We start from the raw sequence: 21727 nt of genomic DNA, 5'->3' as shown, positions 1-21727 counted from the left end.
CATCTGCGCGGCTGAAAGATGACTCCCCGCCTGTTTTTACCGTTATTTACCCTCGATTGCGGTTGAAGAGCGAAAGCTTACGCTGACTTCTGTACCGCCGTCCGGCGGCAGCGAGAAGCTCAGGGTTCCCCCCAGCCTGTCGGCGCGCTCGCGCATAATGTTCAGGCCGTAGTGGCCCGGGGGTTCGCTGGCCTCGCCAATGCCGATGCCGTTATCGCGGATATTCACCCTGTGGCTGCCATCCGGGGCGGTAACGCAGCTCACCGTAATGTCGCTGGCCTGCGCATGCTTGATGGCGTTCAGCACCGCCTCCCGGACAATCTGTAACAGGTGCACCTGCATCTGCGCATCCAGCGCCAGAGACGAAAGCTGACAGTCGAGACTCAGTCTGGCGGCAGTCTGTTTTTGTAAGTCCTCCAGCGTCTCCTGAAGCGCAGCAGGCAGACTGGCCTGGTTCAGCGTCAGGCGGAAGGTGGTGAGCAGTTCCCGCAACTGGCGGTAAGCGGCATTCAGCGCCCGGGAAAAATCGGTGATGATCGTTTGCGCCGTTTCGTTCTCCTCCGGCACCGCATGTTTAAGCAGGGTCAGCTGGATGCGCAGATAGGAGAGCACCTGCGCCAGGGAGTCGTGCAGTTCGCGGGCGATGGTGGCGCGCTCCTCCATCAACAGCAGCTGGTGATAGTGTTTCTGCGCCTGGTTGGAAAACAGGCCACGGCCAAGCATCGTCGCAACGCTCTTCATTAGCGGCATCGGCACGGCGCGCGCCTCGCTTTGCCAGCGCAGTTCGCCAAAGCGGGTCTCCAGCATCACCACCGGCAGCACCTGCGTTTCGAGATGCGGTGCGGCTTCGCCCTCCTGCATGTGCCAGCCGTCGCTGGTGTGCAGGGCCAGATAACGGATCCCGGTGTATTCACACACAATGCGCAGGATGTTCCTGAAGCAGTGACTGTCAATCTTGCCGGTGTTCAACGCCTGGGAGCAGGTAAACAGCATCTCCAGCTGCTGGTGGGCTTCGTGTAAGTGGTGCGTCTTCTCCTCAACCGAAATCTCCAGCGAGCGGTAGAGGGTATGCAGTTCCGCCGACATATGGTTGAAGGTGCGGGAGAGCAGGCCAAGCTCGTTGGGCAGGTCGGTATCCGGCACCCGGGTAGTAAAATGGCCCTGCTCGATTTGCAGGCTGGAGGTGACCAGGTGATTCAGCGGGGCGACAACCTGCTGGCGGATCCGGCGCAGGGTGATAAACACCAGCAGGAAAATACCTGTCCCGCCCGCCAGGGAGATGGCAAACACCCGCTGGATCTTATGTTCGGCGTAGTGTTGCAGGGAGAGAACAAACGCGTCGATCCGCGCCACGTACTCGTCCATCTGCCCCTGATACCAGTCGTAATCACCCTGGGCAAGTTTCTGATCCACAACCTGCCAGGAGATTTGTAGCTGGCGATAGCGCTCCTTTACCTCATCCGGCACATACCAGCTTGTCAGGGTGAGCAGGGCAGGGGCGTTCAGGGTTTGTTGCCAGATTTTGCGATGTGGCAGCAGGTCGACGCTGCCCCGCTGTATATCGTATCCCAGGCGATAGCTCTGCATTCGCAACGAACCGGCCAGGTTGATCGCTTCGGCATCACGCTGACTGCTGGCGAGGGTAAACAACGCGATCGCGCTGGTCAGCAGAGACAGGGCGATAATGGAGAAAAAGGCCCGGGCAAGGCTGCGTGAAACAGGTTGTTTAACTCTCACTGATCGTGTCCTGATAGGCAGTTGTGCAGGGAGATGAAACGTAATTTCACCCGTGCTGAAATTAATTGATCTGACACAGGTTCAGGCGAAATATTTCCCGTTCCTGGGCAAATGAACATTGCCTGTTACCCTTGCGGTGGGTAAATACACTATTCCATTAAAAGAATAAGGTTATCAGGGCCTGCAAGGGGATCGTCATGAACCGTTTTATTATGGCAAATAGCCAGCAATGTATTGGATGCTATGCCTGCGAGGTTGCTTGCGTCATGGCACATAATCATGAGCAACATGTCCTCAGCCGGCGGCATTTTACCCCTCGTATCACCGTGGTTAAAGAGGGGAATAAGCGCAGCGCCGTCACCTGTCATCACTGTGAAAACGCTCCCTGCATGCAGAGCTGTCCGAACGGGGCGATCGGCCGGGCGCATGACAGCGTGCAGGTGGATGGGCACAAATGCATCGGCTGCAAAGCCTGCGTCGTTGCCTGCCCGTTTGGCACCATGGAGATCGTCACCACGCCCCTTGCGGCCACTGCCCAGAAGTGCGATCTCTGCCTTGAACGCCCCCAGGGCCCCGCCTGTGTGGAGAACTGCCCGGCGGATGCCCTGTCGCTGGTTACCCCTGATAACCTGAACCAGCTGGCCCGTGCCCGGCGGCTGCGCACCGCGCGTCATGAATCCCAGCCGTGGCAGACCCGCCCGGCGAACGAAACCCCAACCTTCAGCAAACGCGAGCAGATGAACGCTCTGCCCGCGCGCGGCGAACCGGATAAGCTTCCCCCTGAAGCGCGGGCGGGTAATTTTGACGAAATTTACCTGCCGTTCCGCCCGGCGCAGGCGCAGCGCGAGGCAGACCGCTGCCTGACGTGTGGCGAACATTCGATCTGCGAATGGACCTGCCCGCTGCACAACGCTATTCCTCAGTGGATCGAGCGGGTAAAAGCGGGGGATATCGACGCTGCGGTTGAGCTATCCCACCAGACCAACTGCCTGCCGGAAATCACGGGCCGGGTCTGCCCGCAGGATAAACTGTGTGAAGGGGCCTGCACGGTACGCGACGTGGACGGGTCGGTGACCATCGGCAACATCGAGCGCTATATCTCGGATCGGGCGCTGGCCAAAGGCTGGCGCCCGGATCTGAGCCAGGTTACGCCGGTCAATAAAAAGGTGGCGATCGTCGGTGCCGGGCCTGCCGGGCTGGCCTGCGCCGACGCGTTGATCCGCCGCGGGGTCAGCGTCACGGTATTTGATCGTCATCCGGAAATCGGTGGCCTGCTCACCTTCGGCATTCCCGCCTTTAAGCTGGATAAATCCCTGCTGGCCCGCCGCCGGGAGATCTTCACCGCGATGGGTATTCACTTCGAATTAAACTGCGAGGTGGGCAAAGACGTCACGCTTAGCCAGTTGCTCAGTGAATATGACGCCCTGTTTGTCGGCGTGGGCACCTACCGGTCGATGAAAGCGGGTATTCCCCATGAAGATGCGCCGGGCGTTTACGATGCTCTGCCTTTCCTGGTGGGTAATACCCGCCAGTTGATGGGGTTACCCTCCTCAGCGGATGAACCCTTTGTTGACACCGCCGGGCTGAACGTCGTGGTGCTGGGGGGCGGCGACACGGCGATGGACTGCGTGCGCACCGCGCTGCGTCACGGAGCCGCGAACGTAACCTGCGCCTATCGCCGGGATGAAGCCAACATGCCGGGCTCGAAAAAAGAGGTGAAAAACGCCAGAGAAGAGGGGGCGGCCTTTGAGTTCAACGTCCAGCCGGTAGCGTTGACGCTTGATGATAATGGCCGGGTTAACGGCATCCGTCTGCTGCGCACCCGGCTGGGCGAACCCGACGCCCAGGGCCGACGCCGCCCGGTGCCCATCGACGGCAGCGAGTTTATTATGCCTGCCGATGCGGTAATTATGGCCTTTGGCTTTAATCCCCATTCCATGCCCTGGCTGCAGGCGCAGGGTGTCGAGGTGGATGACTGGGGGCGGATTGCCGCCAGCGTTGAATCACGCTACCGCTATCAGACCAGCAACCCGCAGATATTTGCCGGTGGCGATGCGGTACGGGGGGCCGACCTGGTCGTCACGGCGATGGCCGAAGGACGGCATGCCGCTCAGGGGATCGCCGACTGGCTAGGGGTGGCCTCGCCCGTTGCCCATTAACCCGACGGGCGACAACGCGGGCTTCGCAGCGTAGTATGACCAGCATGATACGTAACGGAGCCCGTATTACCTTGAAAATTGAATTAATTAAAGACAAGTGCCTTTCGGATAACTATTTCATCCTGCGTAACCTCACCTACGACCTGACGCGGCGTAACGGCGAAGTGGTGCGCCACAAACGCGAAGTTTACGATCGGGGGAACGGCGCCACGGTTCTGCTCTATAACCGCGAGAAGCAGAGCGTGGTGCTGATCCGCCAGTTCCGCATCGCCACCTGGGTGAATGGCAACCCGGATGGCCGCCTGATTGAAGCCTGCGCCGGGCTGCTGGATAACGACGAACCGGAAGTCTGTATTCGCAAAGAGGCAGTTGAAGAGACGGGCTTTGTCGTCGGCGAGGCGCGTAAAGTTTTTGAGCTTTATATGTCCCCGGGTGGCGTAACGGAAATCGTTCATTTCTTCGTGGCGGAATACAGCGATACCCGGCGCGCCGGGGAAGGCGGTGGGATCGAAGATGAAGAGATCGAGGTGCTGGAGCTGCCCTTCGCGCAGGCGCTCGCGATGATACAATCGGGTGAAATTCGGGACGGCAAGACGGTGATATTATTGCAATATTTACAAAGTTCCGGGTTAATGGCTTGATCTTATTACCGTTAATAAGATGTATTTTATATAAATCTATCCGATAAATCCGATTGAGCTACTCCCTTCTGAGCAGGAAGATACGGTCTGTCTGTCCAGTCATTGCTTCCGGGATCCTGCTATTCATGCGTCACTGCCTTTTACTTGTTTTCTTGCTCAGCGCGCTGCCCGCGACTTTAGCCCGGGCGGCACCTGCACAGAAGTCGTTTACTGACTGGCAGGTGACCTGCAATAACCAGAATTTTTGCATTGCGCGTAATACCGGCGAACACAACGGGCTGGTGATGACCTTAAGCCGCAGCGCTGGCGCGAAAACCGACGCCGTGCTGCGCATCGATCTTGGTGGGCTGGCAACGCCCGAGCCCAAACAGCCCGCCATCGCTCCCCGCTTATTGCTCGACGGCGAGCCATTGCAGCTCACTCCCCCGCACTGGCAAATTACCCCCTGGCGCCTGATCACTGACCATGCCGCCACCATTACCGCTTTGCTGACTACCCTGCAGCAAAAAAGGGCCATCACCCTCGCCAACGGCAAGCAGACGATCTCTCTGGATGGGCTGAAAGAGGCGCTGCAGTTTATCGACGCCCAGCAAAAGCGTGGCGGGAGTGAAACGGCGTGGATCAATAAAGGCGCGCAGCCGCCCCTGAGCGTACCGCCCGCGCCTGCACTGAAAGAGGTGGCGGTGGTCAACCCGACGCCTACGCCGCTTACGCGTGAGGAGCGCAGCGATCTGCTCGATTACGGCACCTGGCGCATTAATAACAGCCAGTGCTCCCTCGACCCGGCGCGGCGTGAAGTGCGGGTCACTGCCTTAACGGATGACAAGGCGCTGCTGATAGTCAGCTGTGAGGCGGGGGCGTACAACACCGTCGATTTAGCCTGGCTGGTGTCGCGTAAAAAGCCGTTCGCATCGCACGTGGTGCGCCTGCGTCTGCCGTTTGTACCCTCGAGCGACAGCAGCGAGATGGAGTTAATGAACGCCAGTTTCGATGAGAAGAGCCGCGAGCTGACCACTTTGGCCCTGGGGCGGGGTATTGCCGACTGCGGTATTCAGACGCGGTGGCGTTTTACCGGCCAACGCTTCCGCTTGGTGCGCTATGCCGAAGAGCCGAGCTGTGATAACTGGCATGGGCCGGATGCATGGCCGACGCTGTGGATCACACGCTGAAATGCCGGGTGGCGCTACGCTTACCCGGCCTACAAAATGACGTTGACCTTGCAGGCCCGGCAAGCATAGCGCCGCCGGGCGTGGCACTTACAGTAAACTCTGCGCCTTCTCTACCACGTTCTCCACGGTAAAGCCGAAGAACGGGAACAGTTTCTCAGCCGGAGCGGATTCACCGTAGCCGGTCATCCCGACAATCTTCCCTTTCAGCCCGACATACTTGTACCAGTAATCGGCGATACCCGCTTCGACCGCCACGCGCGCCGTCACGTCAGAAGGCAGCACCGACTCTCGGTAGGCTTCATCCTGGGCATCAAAGATATCGGTGGAAGGCAGCGATACCACACGCACCGCATGGCCTTCAGCGGTGAGCTTCTCGGCCGCCTTAACGGTGATCTCCATCTCCGAACCGGTGGCAATCAAAATCACGTCCGGCTTGCCGCCGCTGTCCTTGAGGATATACCCCCCGCGGGCGATGTTTTTCACCTGCTCCGGCGTACGCTCAATCTGCGCCAGGTTCTGACGGGAGAGTATCAGCGCCGTCGGGCCGTTATGACGCTCTACCGCCAGCTTCCAGCCCACCGCCGCTTCGACCTGATCGCAAGGGCGCCAGGTGCTGAAGTTCGGCGTTAGACGCAGGCTGGCCAGCTGTTCCACCGCCTGGTGGGTGGGACCATCTTCCCCCAGACCGATGGAGTCGTGGGTGTAGACCATGATCTGCCGGGCCTTCATCAGCGCCGCCATACGCGCGGCGTTACGCGCATACTCCACAAACATCAGGAAGGTGGCGGTGTAAGGCACGAAGCCGCCGTGATGGGCGATGCCGTTGGCAATGGCGGTCATCCCGAATTCGCGCACGCCGTAGTGAATATAGTTCCCGGCAAGATCCTCTTTGATCGAGGTGGAGCCCGACCAGATCGTCAGGTTGCTTGGCGCCAGGTCTGCAGAGCCGCCCAGCAGCTCCGGCAGGGTCGGACCAATGGCGTTAAGGACGTTTTGCGACGCCTTACGGGTGGCGATTTTCGCCGGGTTAGCCTGTAGGTTTTCGATCAGCGCCTGGGTGGTCTCTTCCCAGTTCTCAGGCAGGCCACCGCTCATACGACGAGTGAACTCGGCCGCCAGCTCCGGGTGCGCCTGCTGGTAGGCTGCAAATTTGTCATTCCACGCTTTCTGGGCTTTTTCGCCCGCCTCGCGGGCATCCCAGGCCTGGTAAATCTCTTTTGGCACTTCGAAGGCCGGGTATTTCCAGCCCAGCTTCTGCCGGGTCAGGGCCACTTCCTCTTCGCCCAGCGCCGCACCGTGGGACTCTTCCTTCCCGGCTTTGTTCGGAGAACCAAATCCGATGACCGTACGACAGATAATCAGCGACGGTTTGTCCGTCACGCTTTGCGCTTCGAGGATAGCCGCTTTCAGCGCCTCGGGATCGTGGCCGTCAATCTCATGCACCACGTGCCAGTGATAGGCTTCAAAGCGTTTCGCCGTGTCGTCGGTGAACCAGCCCTCGGTTTCGCCGTCGATGGAGATGCCGTTGTGATCGTAGAAGCCGATCAGCTTGCCCAGACCCAGCGTGCCCGCCAGGGAGCAGACCTCGTGGGAGATCCCCTCCATCAGGCAGCCGTCGCCCATAAAGACATAAGTATGGTGATCGACAATCTCATGTCCCGGCTGGTTAAACTGCGCCGCCAGCGTGCGCTCGGCAATCGCCAGCCCGACCGCATTCGCCAGCCCCTGACCGAGCGGGCCGGTGGTGGTTTCGACGCCTGGCGTATACCCCAGCTCCGGGTGTCCCGGCGTTTTCGAATGCAGCTGACGGAAGTTTTTCAGCTCTTCGAGCGGCAGGTTATAGCCGGAGAGGTGCAGCAGACTGTAGAGCAGCATCGAGGCGTGACCGTTGGAAAGAATAAAGCGGTCGCGGTCGTACCACGTCGGATCGTTAGGGTTATGTTTCAGGAAGTCGTTCCACAACACTTCGGCGATATCGGCCATGCCCATTGGTGCGCCTGGATGACCGGAATTGGCTTTTTGCACGGCATCCATGCTGAGGGCGCGAATGGCATTGGCTAACTCTTTACGGGACATATTTCACTCCATGGCAAGGTTACAGTTTGGCGGCGAGCAGATCTTCAAGTTTGCGCTGGTCGACCGCGAAAAGACGGATCCCTTCTGACAGCTTCTCGACCGCCATGGCGTCCTGATTATGCTCCCAGCGGAATTCGGCTTCGGTCATGGGTTTTGGTTTTGGCAGCACCGTCGAGGACGGCACCAGGCGACGAATCACGGTCTCATCTTTATCCTGCAACTCTTTCAGCAGATTAGGGGAGATGGTCAGGCGGTCGCAGCCGGTGAGGGCGAGGATCTGCTCGGTGCGGCGGAAGCTGGCACCCATCACGATGGTTTCGTACCGGTGTTGCTTGTAGTAGTCGTAGATATTGCGAACGGACTTCACGCCGGGATCTTCTTCCACCACGTACGGGTCCATCGGCTGGCGGGCCTGATACCAGTCATAGATGCGCCCCACGAACGGAGACACCAGATGCACCCCGGCTTCGGCGCAGGCGCGTGCCTGAGCGAAGGAGAACAGCAGGGTCAGGTTGCAGTTGATCCCCTCTTTTTCCAGCACCTCGGCGGCGCGGATCCCCTCCCAGGTGGAGGCCAGCTTGATCAGAATGCGCGACTTATCGACATCCTGCTCCTCGTAGAGCTGCACCAGCTGTCGCGCTTTAGCAATACTCTTCTCCTGGTCAAAGGAGAGTCGAGCGTCCACTTCGGTGGAGACGCGCCCCGGTATGCTTTTCAGAATTTCGCTACCAATATTCACCGCCAGCTTGTCGCTGGCCTCGGCAACCTGTTGCTCTTTGGTTTTGCCGCGTCCTTTACCAAACGCGATAGCGTCGTCAATCAGGTGCGAGAAGTGCTCAAGCCCGGCGGCCTTCAGCAGCAGCGACGGGTTAGTGGTCGCATCCTGTGGCTGGTAATGGCGAATGGATTCGATATCACCGCTGTCCGCAACGACTGTGGTGAATTGTTTGATGCCGTCTAGTTGGTTCATAAATGATTACTCCTTAAAAATAAAAGAGTTGATGGAGTGCTTAGAAACACACTTCTGTGAATTTCGCGACGTACTTAACAAAAAAGCATAGCAGACGAGCCTGGTCTTGCTTCGCCGGGCGGGTAACATGATTGTTATAAATTGATAACAATTTTTGTTTTCGGATGGTCAGAGTTTGGCAGCCTTCAAAGTTTGAACGGCGGTCAACAGCGATACTGTCCGCCACGCCAGGGTGAACATCAGGACCATGACAACATCACCCTTTTGAACGATAAGTGAAAGGAACCCTACAATGGATGAGCAGTTGAAACAGAGTGCCCTCGATTTTCATGAATTCCCCGTACCAGGCAAAATTCAGGTTTCTCCGACCAAACCTCTCGCCACCCAGCGCGACCTGGCCCTGGCCTACTCGCCGGGCGTCGCCGCGCCCTGTCTCGAAATCGAAAAAGATCCGCTGGCGGCCTACAAATACACCGCCCGCGGCAACCTGGTGGCGGTGATCTCCAACGGTACGGCGGTGCTGGGATTGGGCAACATCGGGGCGCTGGCCGGTAAACCGGTGATGGAAGGTAAAGGCGTCCTGTTCAAGAAATTCGCCGGTATCGACGTGTTTGATATTGAAGTGGATGAGCTCGACCCGGACAAGTTCATCAACGTGGTGGCCGCGCTGGAGCCGACCTTTGGCGGGATCAACCTCGAAGATATCAAAGCGCCGGAATGTTTCTATATCGAGCAGAAGCTGCGTGAACGCATGAACATTCCGGTGTTCCATGACGATCAGCACGGAACGGCCATCATCAGTACCGCCGCCATCCTGAACGGTCTGCGGGTGGTGGAGAAAAACCTCTCTGACGTGCGCATGGTGGTTTCCGGCGCGGGGGCGGCAGCCATCGCCTGTATGAACCTGCTGGTGGCACTGGGCATGCAGAAGCACAACATCGTGGTCTGCGACTCCAAAGGGGTGATCTACAAGGGCCGCGAAGCCAATATGGCCGAGACCAAAGCCGCCTACGCCGTGGAAGACGACGGCAAGCGCAGCCTGGCAGAGGTGATGGACGGGGCGGATATCTTCCTCGGCTGCTCAGGCCCGAAAGTGCTCAGCGAAGAGATGGTGATGAAGATGGCCCGCGCGCCGTTAATCCTCGCCCTGGCCAACCCGGAGCCGGAGATCCTGCCGCCGCTGGCAAAAGCAGTGCGCCCGGATGCCATTATCTGTACCGGTCGTTCCGACTATCCGAACCAGGTGAACAACGTCCTCTGCTTCCCGTTCATTTTCCGCGGCGCGCTGGACGTCGGGGCTACTGCCATTAATGAAGAGATGAAGCTGGCTGCGGTTCACGCCATTGCTGAACTGGCCCACGCCGAGCAGAGTGAAGTGGTGGCCTCGGCCTATGGCGATCAGGATCTGAGCTTTGGCCCGGACTACATCATTCCTAAGCCGTTCGACCCGCGCCTGATCGTGAAAATCGCCCCGGCGGTTGCGAAGGCGGCGATGGACTCCGGCGTGGCGACGCGCCCGATTGCCGACTTTGATGCCTACGTCGATAAGCTGACCGAGTTCGTCTACAAAACTAACCTGTTTATGAAGCCGATCTTCTCCCAGGCGCGTGCGGACGCAAAACGCGTGGTGCTGGCGGAAGGGGAGGAGGCGCGCGTCCTGCACGCCACTCAGGAGCTGGTAAGCCTTGGGCTGGCGAAGCCGATTCTGATTGGTCGTCCGAGCGTGATCGAGATGCGTATCCAGAAGCTGGGGCTGCAGATCAAGCCGGGCGTCGATTTCGAGATCGTCAACAATGAATCCGATCCGCGCTTCAAGGAGTACTGGAGCGAGTACTACAGCATCATGAAGCGCCGGGGGATCACCCAGGAGCAGGCGCAGCGGGCGGTGATCGGCAACACCACGGTGATCGGCGCGATCATGGTCCACCGCGGCGAGGCCGACGCGCTGATCTGCGGCACCATCGGCGATTATCACGAGCACTTCAGCGTGGTGCAGGAGATCTTTGGCTATCGCGAAGGGGTGCATACCGCCGGGGCGATGAACGCGCTGCTGCTGCCAAGCGGTAACACCTTCATTGCCGATACCTACGTTAACGACGATCCAACCCCCGAACAGCTGGCAGAGATCACGGTGATGGCGGCGGAAACGGTGCGTCGCTTTGGTATCGAACCGAAAGTGGCCCTGCTGTCGCACTCCAACTTTGGTTCGTCCAAATCGGCTGCCGCCTGCAAAATGCGCCAGACCCTGGCGCTGGTGCGCGAGCGTGCGCCGGAGCTGATGATCGACGGGGAAATGCACGGCGACGCCGCGCTGGTGGAGAGCATCCGCAACGAACGCATGCCGGACAGCCCGCTGAAAGGCTCCGCCAATGTGCTGATCATGCCGAACGTGGAAGCGGCGCGGATCAGCTACAACCTGCTGCGCGTCTCCAGTTCAGAAGGGGTAACCGTGGGGCCGGTGCTGATGGGCGTGGCGAAACCGGTGCATGTGTTAACCCCGATTGCCTCCGTGCGCCGGATTGTGAACATGGTGGCGCTGGCGGTGGTAGAGGCGCAGACGCAGCCGCTGTAACCCCTCACCCTAACTCTCTCCCCATAGGGGAGAGGGGACTGCACGGAACCGTCTTTTCACCCTCGGCCCTTTGGGGAGAGGGGGACTAAATCCAGTCCCGAACCTTAATAAACTCCTTCAGGGCAGCCTCCGGGCTGCCTTCTTTCGGTTCAAAGCTGTACTCCCAGCGCACCAGCGGCGGCATCGACATTAAAATCGACTCCGTACGCCCGCCGGTCTGCAGGCCGAACAGCGTGCCGCGATCCCACACCAGATTAAACTCCACGTAACGCCCGCGGCGATAGAGCTGAAACTCGCGCTCGCGCACGCCGTAATCGTGGTTTTTGCGCCGTTCGACAATCGGCAGGTAAGCATCGGTATAGCCATTGCCCACCGCCTGCATAAAGCTGAAGGCGGTATCGAAGTCCGGGGTATTCAGATCGTCAAAGAACAGGCCGCCAATGCCGCGCTGCTCGTCGCGGTGCCTGAGGTAAAAATAGTCGTCGCACCACTTCTTGTACTTCGGATAGACGTCTTCACCAAAGGGCTGGCACAGGTCGTGGGCGGTCTGGTGCCAGTGCACCGCGTCTTCTTCAAACCCGTAGAAAGGCGTTAAGTCGAAGCCGCCGCCAAACCACCACACCGGATCGGCACCCGGTTTTTCGGCGATAAAAAAGCGCACGTTGGCGTGGCTGGTGGGCACGAACGGGTTGTGGGGATGGACCACCAGCGAGACGCCCATCGCCTCAAAGCTGCGGCCTGCCAGCTCAGGGCGGTGCGCGGTGGCCGAGGCGGGCATGGCGTCGCCGTGGACGTGGGAGAAGTTAACCCCGGCCTGCTCGAATACGCCGCCGTTGCGCAGCACGCGGCTGCGTCCGCCGCCGCCGGCTTCACGCTGCCACTCATCCTGCTGAAATTCACCGCCATCGACGGCGCTCAGTTTCTGGCAAATGTCATCCTGCAGTTGCAGCAGGAAGGCTTTGACCTGCTTTGCATTCGGTTTCATCAACGTTTCCTGGAGTGCGCTTTCTGGTTATCGAACCAGTTGAAGTAACTGATAACGCCGGAGGCAATCGCGTTGGCGATCTTCTGGCGAAACGCCGTGGTGCCAAGCAGGCGCTCTTCTTCCGGGTTGGTGATAAAAGAGGTTTCCACCAGCACGGACGGGATCGACGGTGATTTCAACACCACAAACGCCGCCTGCTCGGTGCCTTTGCTGTGCAGACGGTGCACCGGCTTAATCTTCTTCAGGATATGTGACCCGAGCGTGAGGCTGTTTTTGATGGTGTCGGTCTGAACCAGGTCAAACAGCACCTGCTGCAGGAGATGATCCTTGTCGGTGGTTTTCTTCCCGGCCACTTCATCCGCGCGGTTTTCCCGGTCAGAGAGGTATTTTGCCATGGCGCTACTGGCGCCCCGGTTGGAAAGGGCAAACACCGATGCGCCGGCCGCCGAGGGGTTAGTAAAGCCATCGGCGTGGATCGACATAAACAGATCCGCGCCGTGCTTGTGGGCGATCTCAACGCGGTCGTACAGCGGAATAAAGGTATCGCCGGAGCGCGTCAGGCGGGCGTCAATGCCGTTACTGCGTAAAATCGACCGGACATTTTTTGCAATCGCCAGCACAACGTGTTTTTCTTTCGAACCGTTACGGCCTATGGCGCCGGTATCAATACCGCCGTGGCCCGGATCGAGCATCACCAGACGCTTCGCACCGGGTTTTTTGGTTTTAGGCTTGCTGTGTCCGTTACTGGTTTTTAGCGTGCTCTCTTCTTTTGCCTGAGCCTGCTTTGCGATGCCTGTTAAGGTTAAGGCCGCCAGCCCCGCTTTGAGAACCTGACGACGCGATGTGAGTGCTTTTAATGGTTTGAATGTGCTCATGCGGCCTGAATTGTAAAAATTGGGGTCCTGGTGTTATATCGTATCGTCTTTTCCGTTACGACAGTCCATGTGGCGAATTGTTTTACTTTTCATTTCAATACGTGACAAAGTGCCATTATGCCAAATTTTCAGGTGTTTTTCGCTGGATATTGGCGAAAGAGGGCGTTCGCGTCATAATCACTGTTTTTGAACCCAAAAAGGCGGTAAATACCATGGAGATACGCGTTTTTCGCCAGGCCGACTTCGAAGAGGTCATCACGCTCTGGGAGCGCTGCGAGCTACTGCGACCGTGGAACGATCCGGAGATGGACATCGAGCGCAAGCTCAATCATGACGTCAGTCTGTTCCTGGTGGCGGAGGTCAATGGCGAAGTGGTGGGCACGGTGATGGGCGGCTACGACGGGCATCGCGGCTCGGCGTACTATCTCGGCGTCCACCCTGAATTTCGCGGGCGCGGTATCGCTAACGCGCTGCTCAATCGCCTGGAAAAGAAACTGATCGCCCGCGGCTGCCCAAAAATTCAGATCATGGTGCGGGAGGATAATGACATGGTGCTGGGCATGTACGAGCGTCTTAACTATGAACATGCCGACGTGCTGACCCTGGGAAAACGCCTGATAGAAGATGAAGAGTATTGATTTTCACCCGGGCGACTACGATAGCCACGGCCGGGTTCGCCTGCCGTTTCTGTTCTGGTGCGTGCTGCTGCTTCAGGCCCGTACCTGGGTGCTGTTCGTCATGGCAGGAGCGTCCCGCGATCAGGGCAATACGCTGCTGAACCTGTTTTATCCCGATCACGATAACTTCTGGCTGGGGCTGCTTCCGGGGCTCCCGGCGGTGATGGCCTTTTTGCTGAGCGGGCGGCGGCATCTCTGGCCGCGCCTGTGGCGTTCGCTGCGCGGGATGCTGATCCTCGCCCAGTGCGTTCTGCTGTGCTGGCAGCCCCTGCTGTGGCTGAATGGGGAAGCCCTGAGCGGCACAGGCATTGCGCTGGTGGTGGCCGATATTGTGGCGCTGCTGTGGCTGCTGACTCATCCCCGTCTGCGCGCCTGTTTTACGCCTGAGCAAGATTAAACGGCACTTTTTAGCGATGCTGTACTCCAACAAGCGTTCAAATAACCAGAAAGGAACTCCCGATGAAATCGCTGCGTTTACTGTTATGCGCGCTCCCCGTTGTCCTGACGGGCTGTTCAACGCTCTCCGCCGTTAACTGGTCTGCGGCTTATCCCTGGAACTGGTTCGGCGCTTCCACCGACGTCTCCGAGCAGGGCGTAGGAAAACTCACCGCCGCCACGCCGCTGGAACAGAGCGCCATCGAATCGGCATTGGGCGGTGATTACCGGCTGCGCAGCGGCATGAGAACGCAGAATGGCAACATTGTTCACTATTTCGAAGCGCTGAAAGACGATCGGCTGGCGATGGTGATAAACGGTGATAAAAACACCGTGACGCGTATCGAAGTGCTGGATAGCGACGTTGAAACCGACAACGGCGTGAAGATCGGTACCCCGTTCAGCGACCTCTACCAGAAGGCCTACGGCAACTGCACCAGCGCCCCGGGCGAAGAGAGCGTGGCGGTAGAGTGTAAGGCGGAAGGCAGCCAGCATATCAGCTATCAGTTCAGCGGCACCTGGAACGGCCCGGAAGGGTTGATGCCTTCTGACGACACGCTGAAAAACTGGAAAGTCAGCAAAATTATCTGGCAGCAGTAAATTGCGCCTGGACAAGCCGCCTCGTTAAAAAAGCGGGTATAATCGCCGCCAACCATGCCACGACTTCGTGGCATCTTTTTTTCAGGAGGAGCGATGTCTCAGGTTCAGAGTGGCATTTTGCCAGAACATTGCCGCGCGGCGATTTGGATCGAAGCCAATGTCAAAGGGGATATCGATGCCCTGCGTGCGGCCAGCAAAGTCTTTATTGATAACGTGGCCACCTTCCAGGCCAAATTCCCGGATGCGCACTGCGGTGCGGTGGTGGCGTTTGGCCACGACGTCTGGCGTCAGCTGAGCGGTGGGGAAGGGGCTGAAGAGCTGAAAGACTTTGTCCCCTACGGTAAAGGCCTGGCCCCGGCCACCCAGTACGACGTGCTGATCCATATTCTCTCCCTGCGTCACGATGTGAACTTCTCCATTGCCCAGGCCGCGATGGCTGCCTTTGGCGACTGCGTTGACGTTAAAGAAGAGATCCACGGTTTCCGCTGGGTGGAAGAGCGCGATCTGAGCGGCTTCGTTGACGGCACCGAAAACCCGGCAGGGGATGAGACCCGTCGTGAAGTGGCGGTGATCAAAGAGGGCGTGGACGCGGGCGGCAGCTACGTGTTTGTTCAGCGCTGGGAGCACAATCTCAAACAGCTTAACCGCATGAGCGTGCACGATCAGGAGATGATGATTGGCCGCACCAAAGAGGCCAACGAAGAGATCGACGGCGATGACCGCCCGGCGACCTCGCACCTGAGCCGTGTCGATCTGAAAGAGGACGGCAAAGGGCTGAAGATTGTGCGCCAGAGCCTGCCGTACGGCACCGCCAGCGGTACGAACGGCCTTTACTTCTGCGCCTATTGCGCGCGCCTGTACAACATTGAGCAGCAGCTCCTGAGCATGTTCGGTGACACCGATGGCAAGCGCGACGCGATGCTGCGCTTCACCAGACCGGTGACCGGCGGCTACTACTTTGCGCCGTCCATTGAGCGTCTGCTGGTACTGTAAAACCTTCTCCGTATGTAGGCCGGGTAAGCGTCAGCGCCACCCGGCACTTCCTCTGCATCCTTATTCCCTTTTCTGCTTCCAAATCACTAAACGGTATATAAAACCGTTACTCCTTTAGTACTCGTTATAAATATTATGACCATAAGATAGTCATCACATTTATAAGGGTGCGCAATGGCCGTTACTGTACTGAAAAAAGGATCGCTGGCACTGGCAGGATTGCTGCTGGTCGCGCAGGCGCAGGCAACCGAGCTGCTGAACAGCTCCTATGACGTCTCGCGCGAACTGTTTGCCGCCCTGAACCCGCCATTTGAACAGCAATGGGCGAAAGACAATAACGGCGACAAACTGACTATCAAGCAGTCCCATGCCGGTTCTTCGAAACAGGCGCTGGCTATTCTGCAGGGGCTGAAGGCCGATGTGGTTACCTACAACCAGATTACCGACGTGCAGATCCTGCACGACAAAGGCAAGCTGATCCCGGCCGACTGGCAGAGCCGTCTGCCGAACAACAGCTCGCCGTTCTACTCCACCATGGGTTTCCTGGTGCGTAAGGGCAACCCAAAGAACATTCACGACTGGAACGACCTCGTACGTTCTGACGTGAAGCTGATTTTCCCGAACCCTAAAACCTCCGGAAACGCCCGTTATACCTATCTGGCCGCCTGGGGCGCTGCGGATAAAGCGGACGGCAACGATAAAGCCAAAACAGAACAGTTCATGACCCAGTTCCTGAAAAATGTCGAAGTGTTCGATACCGGCGGTCGTGGGGCAACCACTACCTTCGCGGAGCGTGGTCTGGGTGATGTGCTGATCAGCTTTGAATCGGAAGTGAACAACATCCGTAAGCAGTACGAAGCCCAGGGCTTTGAAGTGGTGATCCCGAAAACCAACGTGCTGGCGGAGTTCCCGGTGGCGTGGGTGGATAAAAATATCAAAGCCAACGGCACAGAAAAAGCGGCGAAAGCCTATCTGAACTATCTGTACAGCCCGCAGGCCCAGACCGTGATCACCGATTACTACTATCGCGTGAATAACCCGGACGTGATGAACAAGCTGAAAGACAAATTCCCGCAGACCGAACTGTTCCGCGTGGAAGATCATTTTGGCGGCTGGCCTGACGTCATGAAAACCCATTTCGCCAGCGGCGGTGAGTTAGACAAACTGTTGGCGGCGGGGCGTAAGTAATGTTTGCAGTTTCCTCCAGACGTGTGCTGCCGGGCTTTACCTTAAGCCTCGGGACCAGCCTGCTGTTCGTCTGCCTGATTTTGTTATTACCGCTCAGCGCGCTGGTGGTTCAACTCTCTGAGATGAGCTGGTCCCAGTACTGGGAGGTGATCAGCAACCCGCAGGTGGTGGCGGCTTATAAAGTGACGCTGCTGTCGGCGTTTGTCGCCTCCCTCTTTAACGGCGTGTTCGGCCTGCTGATGGCATGGATCTTAACCCGCTATCGCTTCCCGGGCCGCACGCTGCTGGATGCGCTGATGGATTTACCCTTTGCGCTGCCGACGGCGGTGGCGGGCTTAACGCTCGCCTCGCTGTTCTCCGTTAACGGTTTTTACGGCGAATGGCTGGCGAAGTTTGACATTAAAGTGACCTATACCTGGCTTGGCATTGCGGTAGCGATGGCCTTTACCAGCATCCCGTTTGTGGTACGAACCGTGCAGCCGGTGCTGGAAGAGTTAGGTCCGGAATATGAAGAAGCAGCAGAAACCCTGGGCGCGACGCGCTGGCAGAGCTTTCGCAAAGTGGTACTTCCCGAGCTCTCCCCGGCCCTGCTGGCAGGCGTGGCGCTGTCGTTCACCCGCAGCCTCGGTGAGTTTGGCGCGGTAATTTTCATCGCCGGTAACATCGCGTGGAAAACCGAAGTCACCTCGCTGATGATTTTTGTTCGCCTGCAGGAGTTTGATTACCCGGCGGCGAGCGCCATTGCCTCGGTGATCCTGGCGGCCTCGCTGCTGCTGCTGTTCTCGATTAACACTCTGCAAAGTCGCTTTGGTCGACGCGTGGTAGGTCACTGATGGCGGAAGTTACTCAATTGAAACGCTACGACGCCCCCCGCATTAACTGGGGAAAATGGGTCCTGATTGGCACCGGCGTGCTGGTATCGGCCTTCATTCTGGTCGTGCCGATGGTCTATATCTTTGTTCAGGCGTTCAGCAAGGGGATTATGCCCGCGCTACAAAATCTGGCCGATCCGGATATGCTGCATGCCATCTGGCTGACGGTGATGATTGCCCTGATTACCGTGCCGGTAAACCTGGTATTTGGCATTTTGCTGGCCTGGCTGGTAACCCGCTTTAACTTCCCGGGCCGCCAGCTGCTGCTGACCCTGCTGGACATTCCGTTTGCGGTCTCACCGGTGGTGGCGGGTCTGGTCTATCTGCTGTTCTATGGCTCCAACGGGCCACTGGGCGGCTGGCTGGATGAACATAACTTACAGATCATGTTCGCCTGGCCGGGCATGGTGCTGGTTACGGTATTTGTCACCTGTCCGTTTGTGGTGCGTGAACTGGTGCCGGTGATGTTAAGCCAGGGCAGCAACGAAGACGAAGCGGCGGTGCTGCTGGGCGCGTCCGGCTGGCAGATGTTCCGCCGCGTCACCCTGCCGAATATCCGCTGGGCGCTGCTGTATGGCGTGGTGTTGACCAATGCCCGCGCGATTGGCGAGTTTGGCGCGGTGTCGGTGGTTTCCGGCTCGATCCGCGGCGAAACGCTGTCGCTGCCGTTACAAATTGAACTGCTGGAGCAGGACTATAACACCGTCGGTTCCTTTACCGCCGCAGCCCTGCTGACGCTGATGGCTATTTTGACCCTGTTTTTAAAGAGTATGGTGCAGTGGCGTTTAGAGAATCAGGCCAAACGCCAGCATCAGGAGGGAAATCATGAGCATTGAGATTGCCAATATTAAGAAGTCTTTTGGTCGCACCCAGGTGCTGAACGATATCTCGCTGGATATCCCTTCCGGACAAATGGTGGCGCTGCTGGGACCTTCTGGCTCAGGTAAAACCACGCTGCTGCGTATTATCGCCGGGCTGGAGCACCAGACCAGCGGGCATATTCGCTTCCACGGCACCGACGTCAGCCGCCTGCATGCGCGCGACCGTAAGGTGGGATTCGTGTTCCAGCATTATGCCCTGTTCCGCCATATGACGGTGTTCGATAACATCGCCTTTGGCCTGACGGTGCTGCCGCGCCGCGAGCGTCCGAACGCCGCGACCATCAAGGCGAAAGTCACCAAACTGCTGGAAATGGTGCAGCTGGCCCATCTCGCCGATCGCTATCCGGCGCAGCTCTCCGGCGGTCAGAAACAGCGCGTGGCCCTGGCGCGTGCCCTGGCGGTAGAACCACAAATTCTGCTGCTGGACGAACCTTTTGGCGCGCTGGATGCGCAGGTGCGTAAAGAGCTGCGTCGCTGGCTGCGTCAGCTGCATGAAGAGCTGAAGTTCACCAGCGTTTTTGTTACCCACGATCAGGAAGAGGCGATGGAAGTGGCCGACCGGGTGGTGGTGATGAGCCAGGGCAATATCGAACAGGTTGATGAGCCAGAGCAGCTGTGGCGTGAGCCTGCAACCCGCTTCGTGCTCGAGTTTATGGGCGAAGTGAACCGTTTGCACGGCACTATCCGCGGAGGGCAGTTCCACGTCGGCGCCCACCGCTGGCCGCTCGGCTATACGCCTGCTTATCAGGGGCCGGTGGATCTCTTCCTGCGCCCGTGGGAAGTGGACGTCAGCCGTCGCACCAGCCTCGACTCGCCGCTGCCGGTGCAGGTACTGGAGGCCAGCCCGAAAGGTCACTATACGCAGCTGGTGGTGCAGCCGCTCGGCTGGTACAACGAACCGCTGACGGTAGTATTGCGCGACGAAGAGCCGCCACACCGCGGGGAACGTCTGTTTGTGGGACTGCAACACGCGCGTATTTATCACGATAAGGATCGTATCGAGACGCGGGGAGATCTTGCTCTGGCGGAATCTGCCTGATAGTTTATTGACCATGTTTATCGCCCGGTGGCGTAATGCTTACCGGGCTTTTTATTGAGCAAAAATCGTGACTACACTCGAACACACCATCGGCAACACTCCTCTGGTCAAGCTTCAGCGCATGGGGTGCGACAACGGCAGCGAAATCTGGATCAAACTGGAAGGCAACAACCCGGCGGGTTCGGTCAAAGATCGGGCCGCGCTGTCGATGATTGTCCAGGCGGAAAAGCGCGGAGAAATTAAACCCGGCGATGTGCTGATCGAGGCCACCAGCGGGAATACCGGCATTGCGCTGGCGATGATCGCCGCGCTGAAGGGCTACCGCATGAAGCTGCTGATGCCGGACAACATGAGCCAGGAGCGCCGCGCTGCGATGCGGGCTTACGGTGCCGAGCTGATTCTGGTGACCAAAGAGCAAGGGATGGAAGGGGCGCGCGATTTAGCGCAAGCGATGGCCGATCGCGGCGAGGGTAAGTTGCTGGATCAGTTCAACAATCCTGATAACCCCTACGCACATTACACCACCACCGGCCCGGAGATCTGGCAGCAGACCGAAGGGCGCATCACCCATTTCGTCTCCAGCATGGGCACCACAGGCACCATTACCGGCGTCTCCCGATTCCTGCGCGAGCAGGAAAAGGCGGTCACCATTGTTGGCCTGCAGCCGGAAGAGGGCAGCAGTATCCCGGGCATTCGCCGCTGGCCTGCGGAGTATATGCCGGGCATCTTTAATGCCCAGCTTGTGGACCAGGTGCTGGATATTCACCAGCGCGAGGCGGAAAATACCATGCGTGAACTGGCCGTGCGCGAAGGCGTTTTCTGCGGCGTCAGTTCTGGCGGCGCGGTAGCGGGCGCACTGCGGATTGCAGAGGCTGTGCCCGGTGCGGTAGTCGTGGCGATCGTTTGCGATCGCGGCGATCGCTATCTGTCTACCGGCGTCTTTGGTGAGGAGAGCTATGCGCAGGGCGCAGGGATCTAAACGCGATGGAGATGATTTTATTCCGGGATAAAACCCGGGTGCAGCAGAGCGATATTGTGGCGGTTCAGTCCCAGGTGGTGTACGGCAGCGTAGGTAACAGCATTGCGGTACCCAATATTCGTCAGCATCGCCTTAACGTGACGGCGGTCCCGACGGTGCTGTTCAGTAATACCCCGCACTACGACACCTTTTACGGCGGAGTGATCCCCGACGAGTGGTTCAGCGGCTACCTGAAAGCGCTGGAGGAGCGTGACATATTGCGCGAGCTGAAAGCGGTCACCACCGGCTACATGGGCAGCGCCAGCCAGATTATCCTGCTGGCAAACTGGCTGCGCACGGTGAAGGCGCAGCATCCCGATCTGCTTATTCTGGTCGATCCGGTGATTGGCGACACCGACAGCGGAACCTATGTTAAACCCGAAATCCCGGAAGCCTACCGCCAGCATCTGCTGCCCCTGGCGCAGGGGATCACGCCTAACGTCTACGAGCTGGAAGTGCTCAGCGGAAAAACGTGCCGGGATAACGCCAGTGCCATTGCCGCTGCCAAAGGGCTACTTTCCGATACCCTGCAGTGGGTGGCGATCACCAGCGCCCCAGTGACAGGCGATGCAGACGCTATTCATGTGGTTCTGGTCTCCCGCGATAACGTGACGGTCAGCGCCCATCCGCGCATCAAAGCCGATCTGAAAGGCACCGGGGATCTGTTCTGTTCTGAGCTGGTCAGTGCGCTGGTGCAGCAGGAGAGCGTGGCGGCAGCGATAAGCCGCGCAGGGGACAGGGTGACGCAGGTGATGCGGTATACCCAGGAGAAAGGCTACGACGAGCTGGTTCTCCCGGCCTGACAAACAAAAATGGCGCCCGAAGGCGCCATTTTTCTGT

The 21727-nt window shown here is 58.5% G+C and carries 19 protein-coding genes; 14 read left to right on the top strand and 5 right to left on the bottom strand.

Going from position 1 to position 21727, the window contains the following annotated elements; translation table 11 throughout:
* Positions 1-42 precede the first annotated feature (42 nt).
* A complete protein-coding gene (narQ, locus tag NB069_RS16035; protein WP_250585139.1) occupies positions 43-1737 on the bottom strand; it encodes a nitrate/nitrite two-component system sensor histidine kinase NarQ in 1695 nt (564 codons plus the stop codon).
* A 197-nt stretch (positions 1738-1934) separates the two neighbouring features.
* Between narQ and aegA the strand changes: the two genes are divergently transcribed.
* The 3 genes from aegA to NB069_RS16020 all read left to right on the top strand — a co-directional run bounded on the left by aegA (position 1935) and on the right by NB069_RS16020 (position 5706).
* Positions 1935-3896, top strand: coding sequence for a formate-dependent uric acid utilization protein AegA (aegA, locus tag NB069_RS16030; RefSeq protein ID WP_250585137.1), 1962 nt, complete (start codon positions 1935-1937; stop codon positions 3894-3896).
* A gap of 65 nt (positions 3897-3961) precedes the next feature.
* A complete protein-coding gene (gene nudK, locus NB069_RS16025; protein WP_250589528.1) occupies positions 3962-4537 on the top strand; it encodes a GDP-mannose pyrophosphatase NudK in 576 nt (191 codons plus the stop codon).
* 125 nt (positions 4538-4662) lie between these two features.
* Positions 4663-5706 (top strand): DUF1176 domain-containing protein, encoded by a 1044-nt coding sequence (locus tag NB069_RS16020; protein ID WP_250585135.1) that lies wholly within the window; start codon positions 4663-4665, stop codon positions 5704-5706.
* Between the two features lie 87 nt (positions 5707-5793).
* On the opposite strand, the gene tkt is transcribed toward NB069_RS16020, so the two are convergent.
* A complete protein-coding gene (gene tkt, locus NB069_RS16015; protein ID WP_250585133.1) occupies positions 5794-7782 on the bottom strand; it encodes a transketolase in 1989 nt (662 codons plus the stop codon).
* 19 nt (positions 7783-7801) lie between these two features.
* The gene (gene tal, locus NB069_RS16010) at positions 7802-8752 is read right to left on the bottom strand and encodes a transaldolase (RefSeq protein WP_250585131.1); all 951 of its coding nucleotides are present in this window, start codon (positions 8750-8752) and stop codon (positions 7802-7804) included.
* 292 nt (positions 8753-9044) lie between these two features.
* Between tal and maeB the strand changes: the two genes are divergently transcribed.
* The gene (gene maeB, locus NB069_RS16005) at positions 9045-11324 is read left to right on the top strand and encodes an NADP-dependent oxaloacetate-decarboxylating malate dehydrogenase (RefSeq protein ID WP_250585129.1); all 2280 of its coding nucleotides are present in this window, start codon (positions 9045-9047) and stop codon (positions 11322-11324) included.
* 85 nt (positions 11325-11409) lie between these two features.
* On the opposite strand, the gene hemF is transcribed toward maeB, so the two are convergent.
* Positions 11410-12309, bottom strand: coding sequence for an oxygen-dependent coproporphyrinogen oxidase (gene hemF / locus NB069_RS16000; protein ID WP_250585126.1), 900 nt, complete (start codon positions 12307-12309; stop codon positions 11410-11412).
* Positions 12309-13184: an N-acetylmuramoyl-L-alanine amidase AmiA gene (gene amiA / locus NB069_RS15995; protein ID WP_250585124.1), complete on the bottom strand. Its 876-nt coding sequence runs from the start codon at positions 13182-13184 to the stop codon at positions 12309-12311. The genes hemF and amiA overlap by 1 nt, the downstream gene beginning before the upstream one ends.
* A gap of 212 nt (positions 13185-13396) precedes the next feature.
* On the opposite strand from amiA, the gene NB069_RS15990 reads away from it, so the two are divergent.
* The 10 genes from NB069_RS15990 to pdxK all read left to right on the top strand — a co-directional run bounded on the left by NB069_RS15990 (position 13397) and on the right by pdxK (position 21690).
* Positions 13397-13822 carry a GNAT family acetyltransferase gene (locus NB069_RS15990; RefSeq protein WP_032613000.1) on the top strand — a complete coding sequence of 142 codons (426 nt, stop codon included), beginning with the start codon at positions 13397-13399 and terminating at the stop codon, positions 13820-13822.
* Positions 13809-14258: a DUF2919 domain-containing protein gene (locus NB069_RS15985; RefSeq protein ID WP_250585122.1), complete on the top strand. Its 450-nt coding sequence runs from the start codon at positions 13809-13811 to the stop codon at positions 14256-14258. The genes NB069_RS15990 and NB069_RS15985 overlap by 14 nt, the downstream gene beginning before the upstream one ends.
* A 62-nt stretch (positions 14259-14320) precedes the next feature.
* A complete protein-coding gene (locus NB069_RS15980; protein WP_250585120.1) occupies positions 14321-14896 on the top strand; it encodes an RpoE-regulated lipoprotein in 576 nt (191 codons plus the stop codon).
* A 93-nt stretch (positions 14897-14989) separates the two neighbouring features.
* Positions 14990-15889 carry a Dyp-type peroxidase gene (locus tag NB069_RS15975; protein ID WP_250585117.1) on the top strand — a complete coding sequence of 300 codons (900 nt, stop codon included), beginning with the start codon at positions 14990-14992 and terminating at the stop codon, positions 15887-15889.
* Positions 15890-16063: 174 nt separating this feature from the next.
* Positions 16064-17077: a sulfate ABC transporter substrate-binding protein gene (locus NB069_RS15970; RefSeq protein WP_250585116.1), complete on the top strand. Its 1014-nt coding sequence runs from the start codon at positions 16064-16066 to the stop codon at positions 17075-17077.
* Positions 17077-17910 (top strand): sulfate/thiosulfate ABC transporter permease CysT, encoded by an 834-nt coding sequence (cysT, locus tag NB069_RS15965; protein WP_103180651.1) that lies wholly within the window; start codon positions 17077-17079, stop codon positions 17908-17910. Before NB069_RS15970 ends, cysT begins: the two co-directional genes overlap by 1 nt.
* On the top strand, positions 17910-18785 hold the full coding sequence (cysW, locus tag NB069_RS15960) for a sulfate/thiosulfate ABC transporter permease CysW (RefSeq protein ID WP_250585113.1): 876 nt from the start codon (positions 17910-17912) through the stop codon (positions 18783-18785). The genes cysT and cysW overlap by 1 nt, the downstream gene beginning before the upstream one ends.
* Complete coding sequence (cysA, locus tag NB069_RS15955) at positions 18775-19869, top strand: sulfate/thiosulfate ABC transporter ATP-binding protein CysA (RefSeq protein ID WP_250585111.1); 1095 nt, start codon at positions 18775-18777, stop codon at positions 19867-19869. Before cysW ends, cysA begins: the two co-directional genes overlap by 11 nt.
* A 67-nt stretch (positions 19870-19936) precedes the next feature.
* Entirely contained in the window at positions 19937-20848 is a 912-nt protein-coding gene (gene cysM / locus NB069_RS15950) for a cysteine synthase CysM (RefSeq protein ID WP_250585109.1), read from the top strand.
* Between the two features lie 5 nt (positions 20849-20853).
* On the top strand, positions 20854-21690 hold the full coding sequence (gene pdxK / locus NB069_RS15945; protein WP_250585107.1) for a pyridoxine/pyridoxal/pyridoxamine kinase: 837 nt from the start codon (positions 20854-20856) through the stop codon (positions 21688-21690).
* The last annotated feature ends 37 nt before the right edge of the window (positions 21691-21727 follow it).

Origin of the sequence: Leclercia adecarboxylata, from assembly GCF_023639785.1 — a bacterium.
GTDB lineage: Bacteria > Pseudomonadota > Gammaproteobacteria > Enterobacterales > Enterobacteriaceae > Enterobacter > Enterobacter adecarboxylatus_D.
The sequence above is the reverse complement of the archived record's forward strand: the minus strand, read 5'-3'. Positions and strand labels throughout refer to the sequence as shown.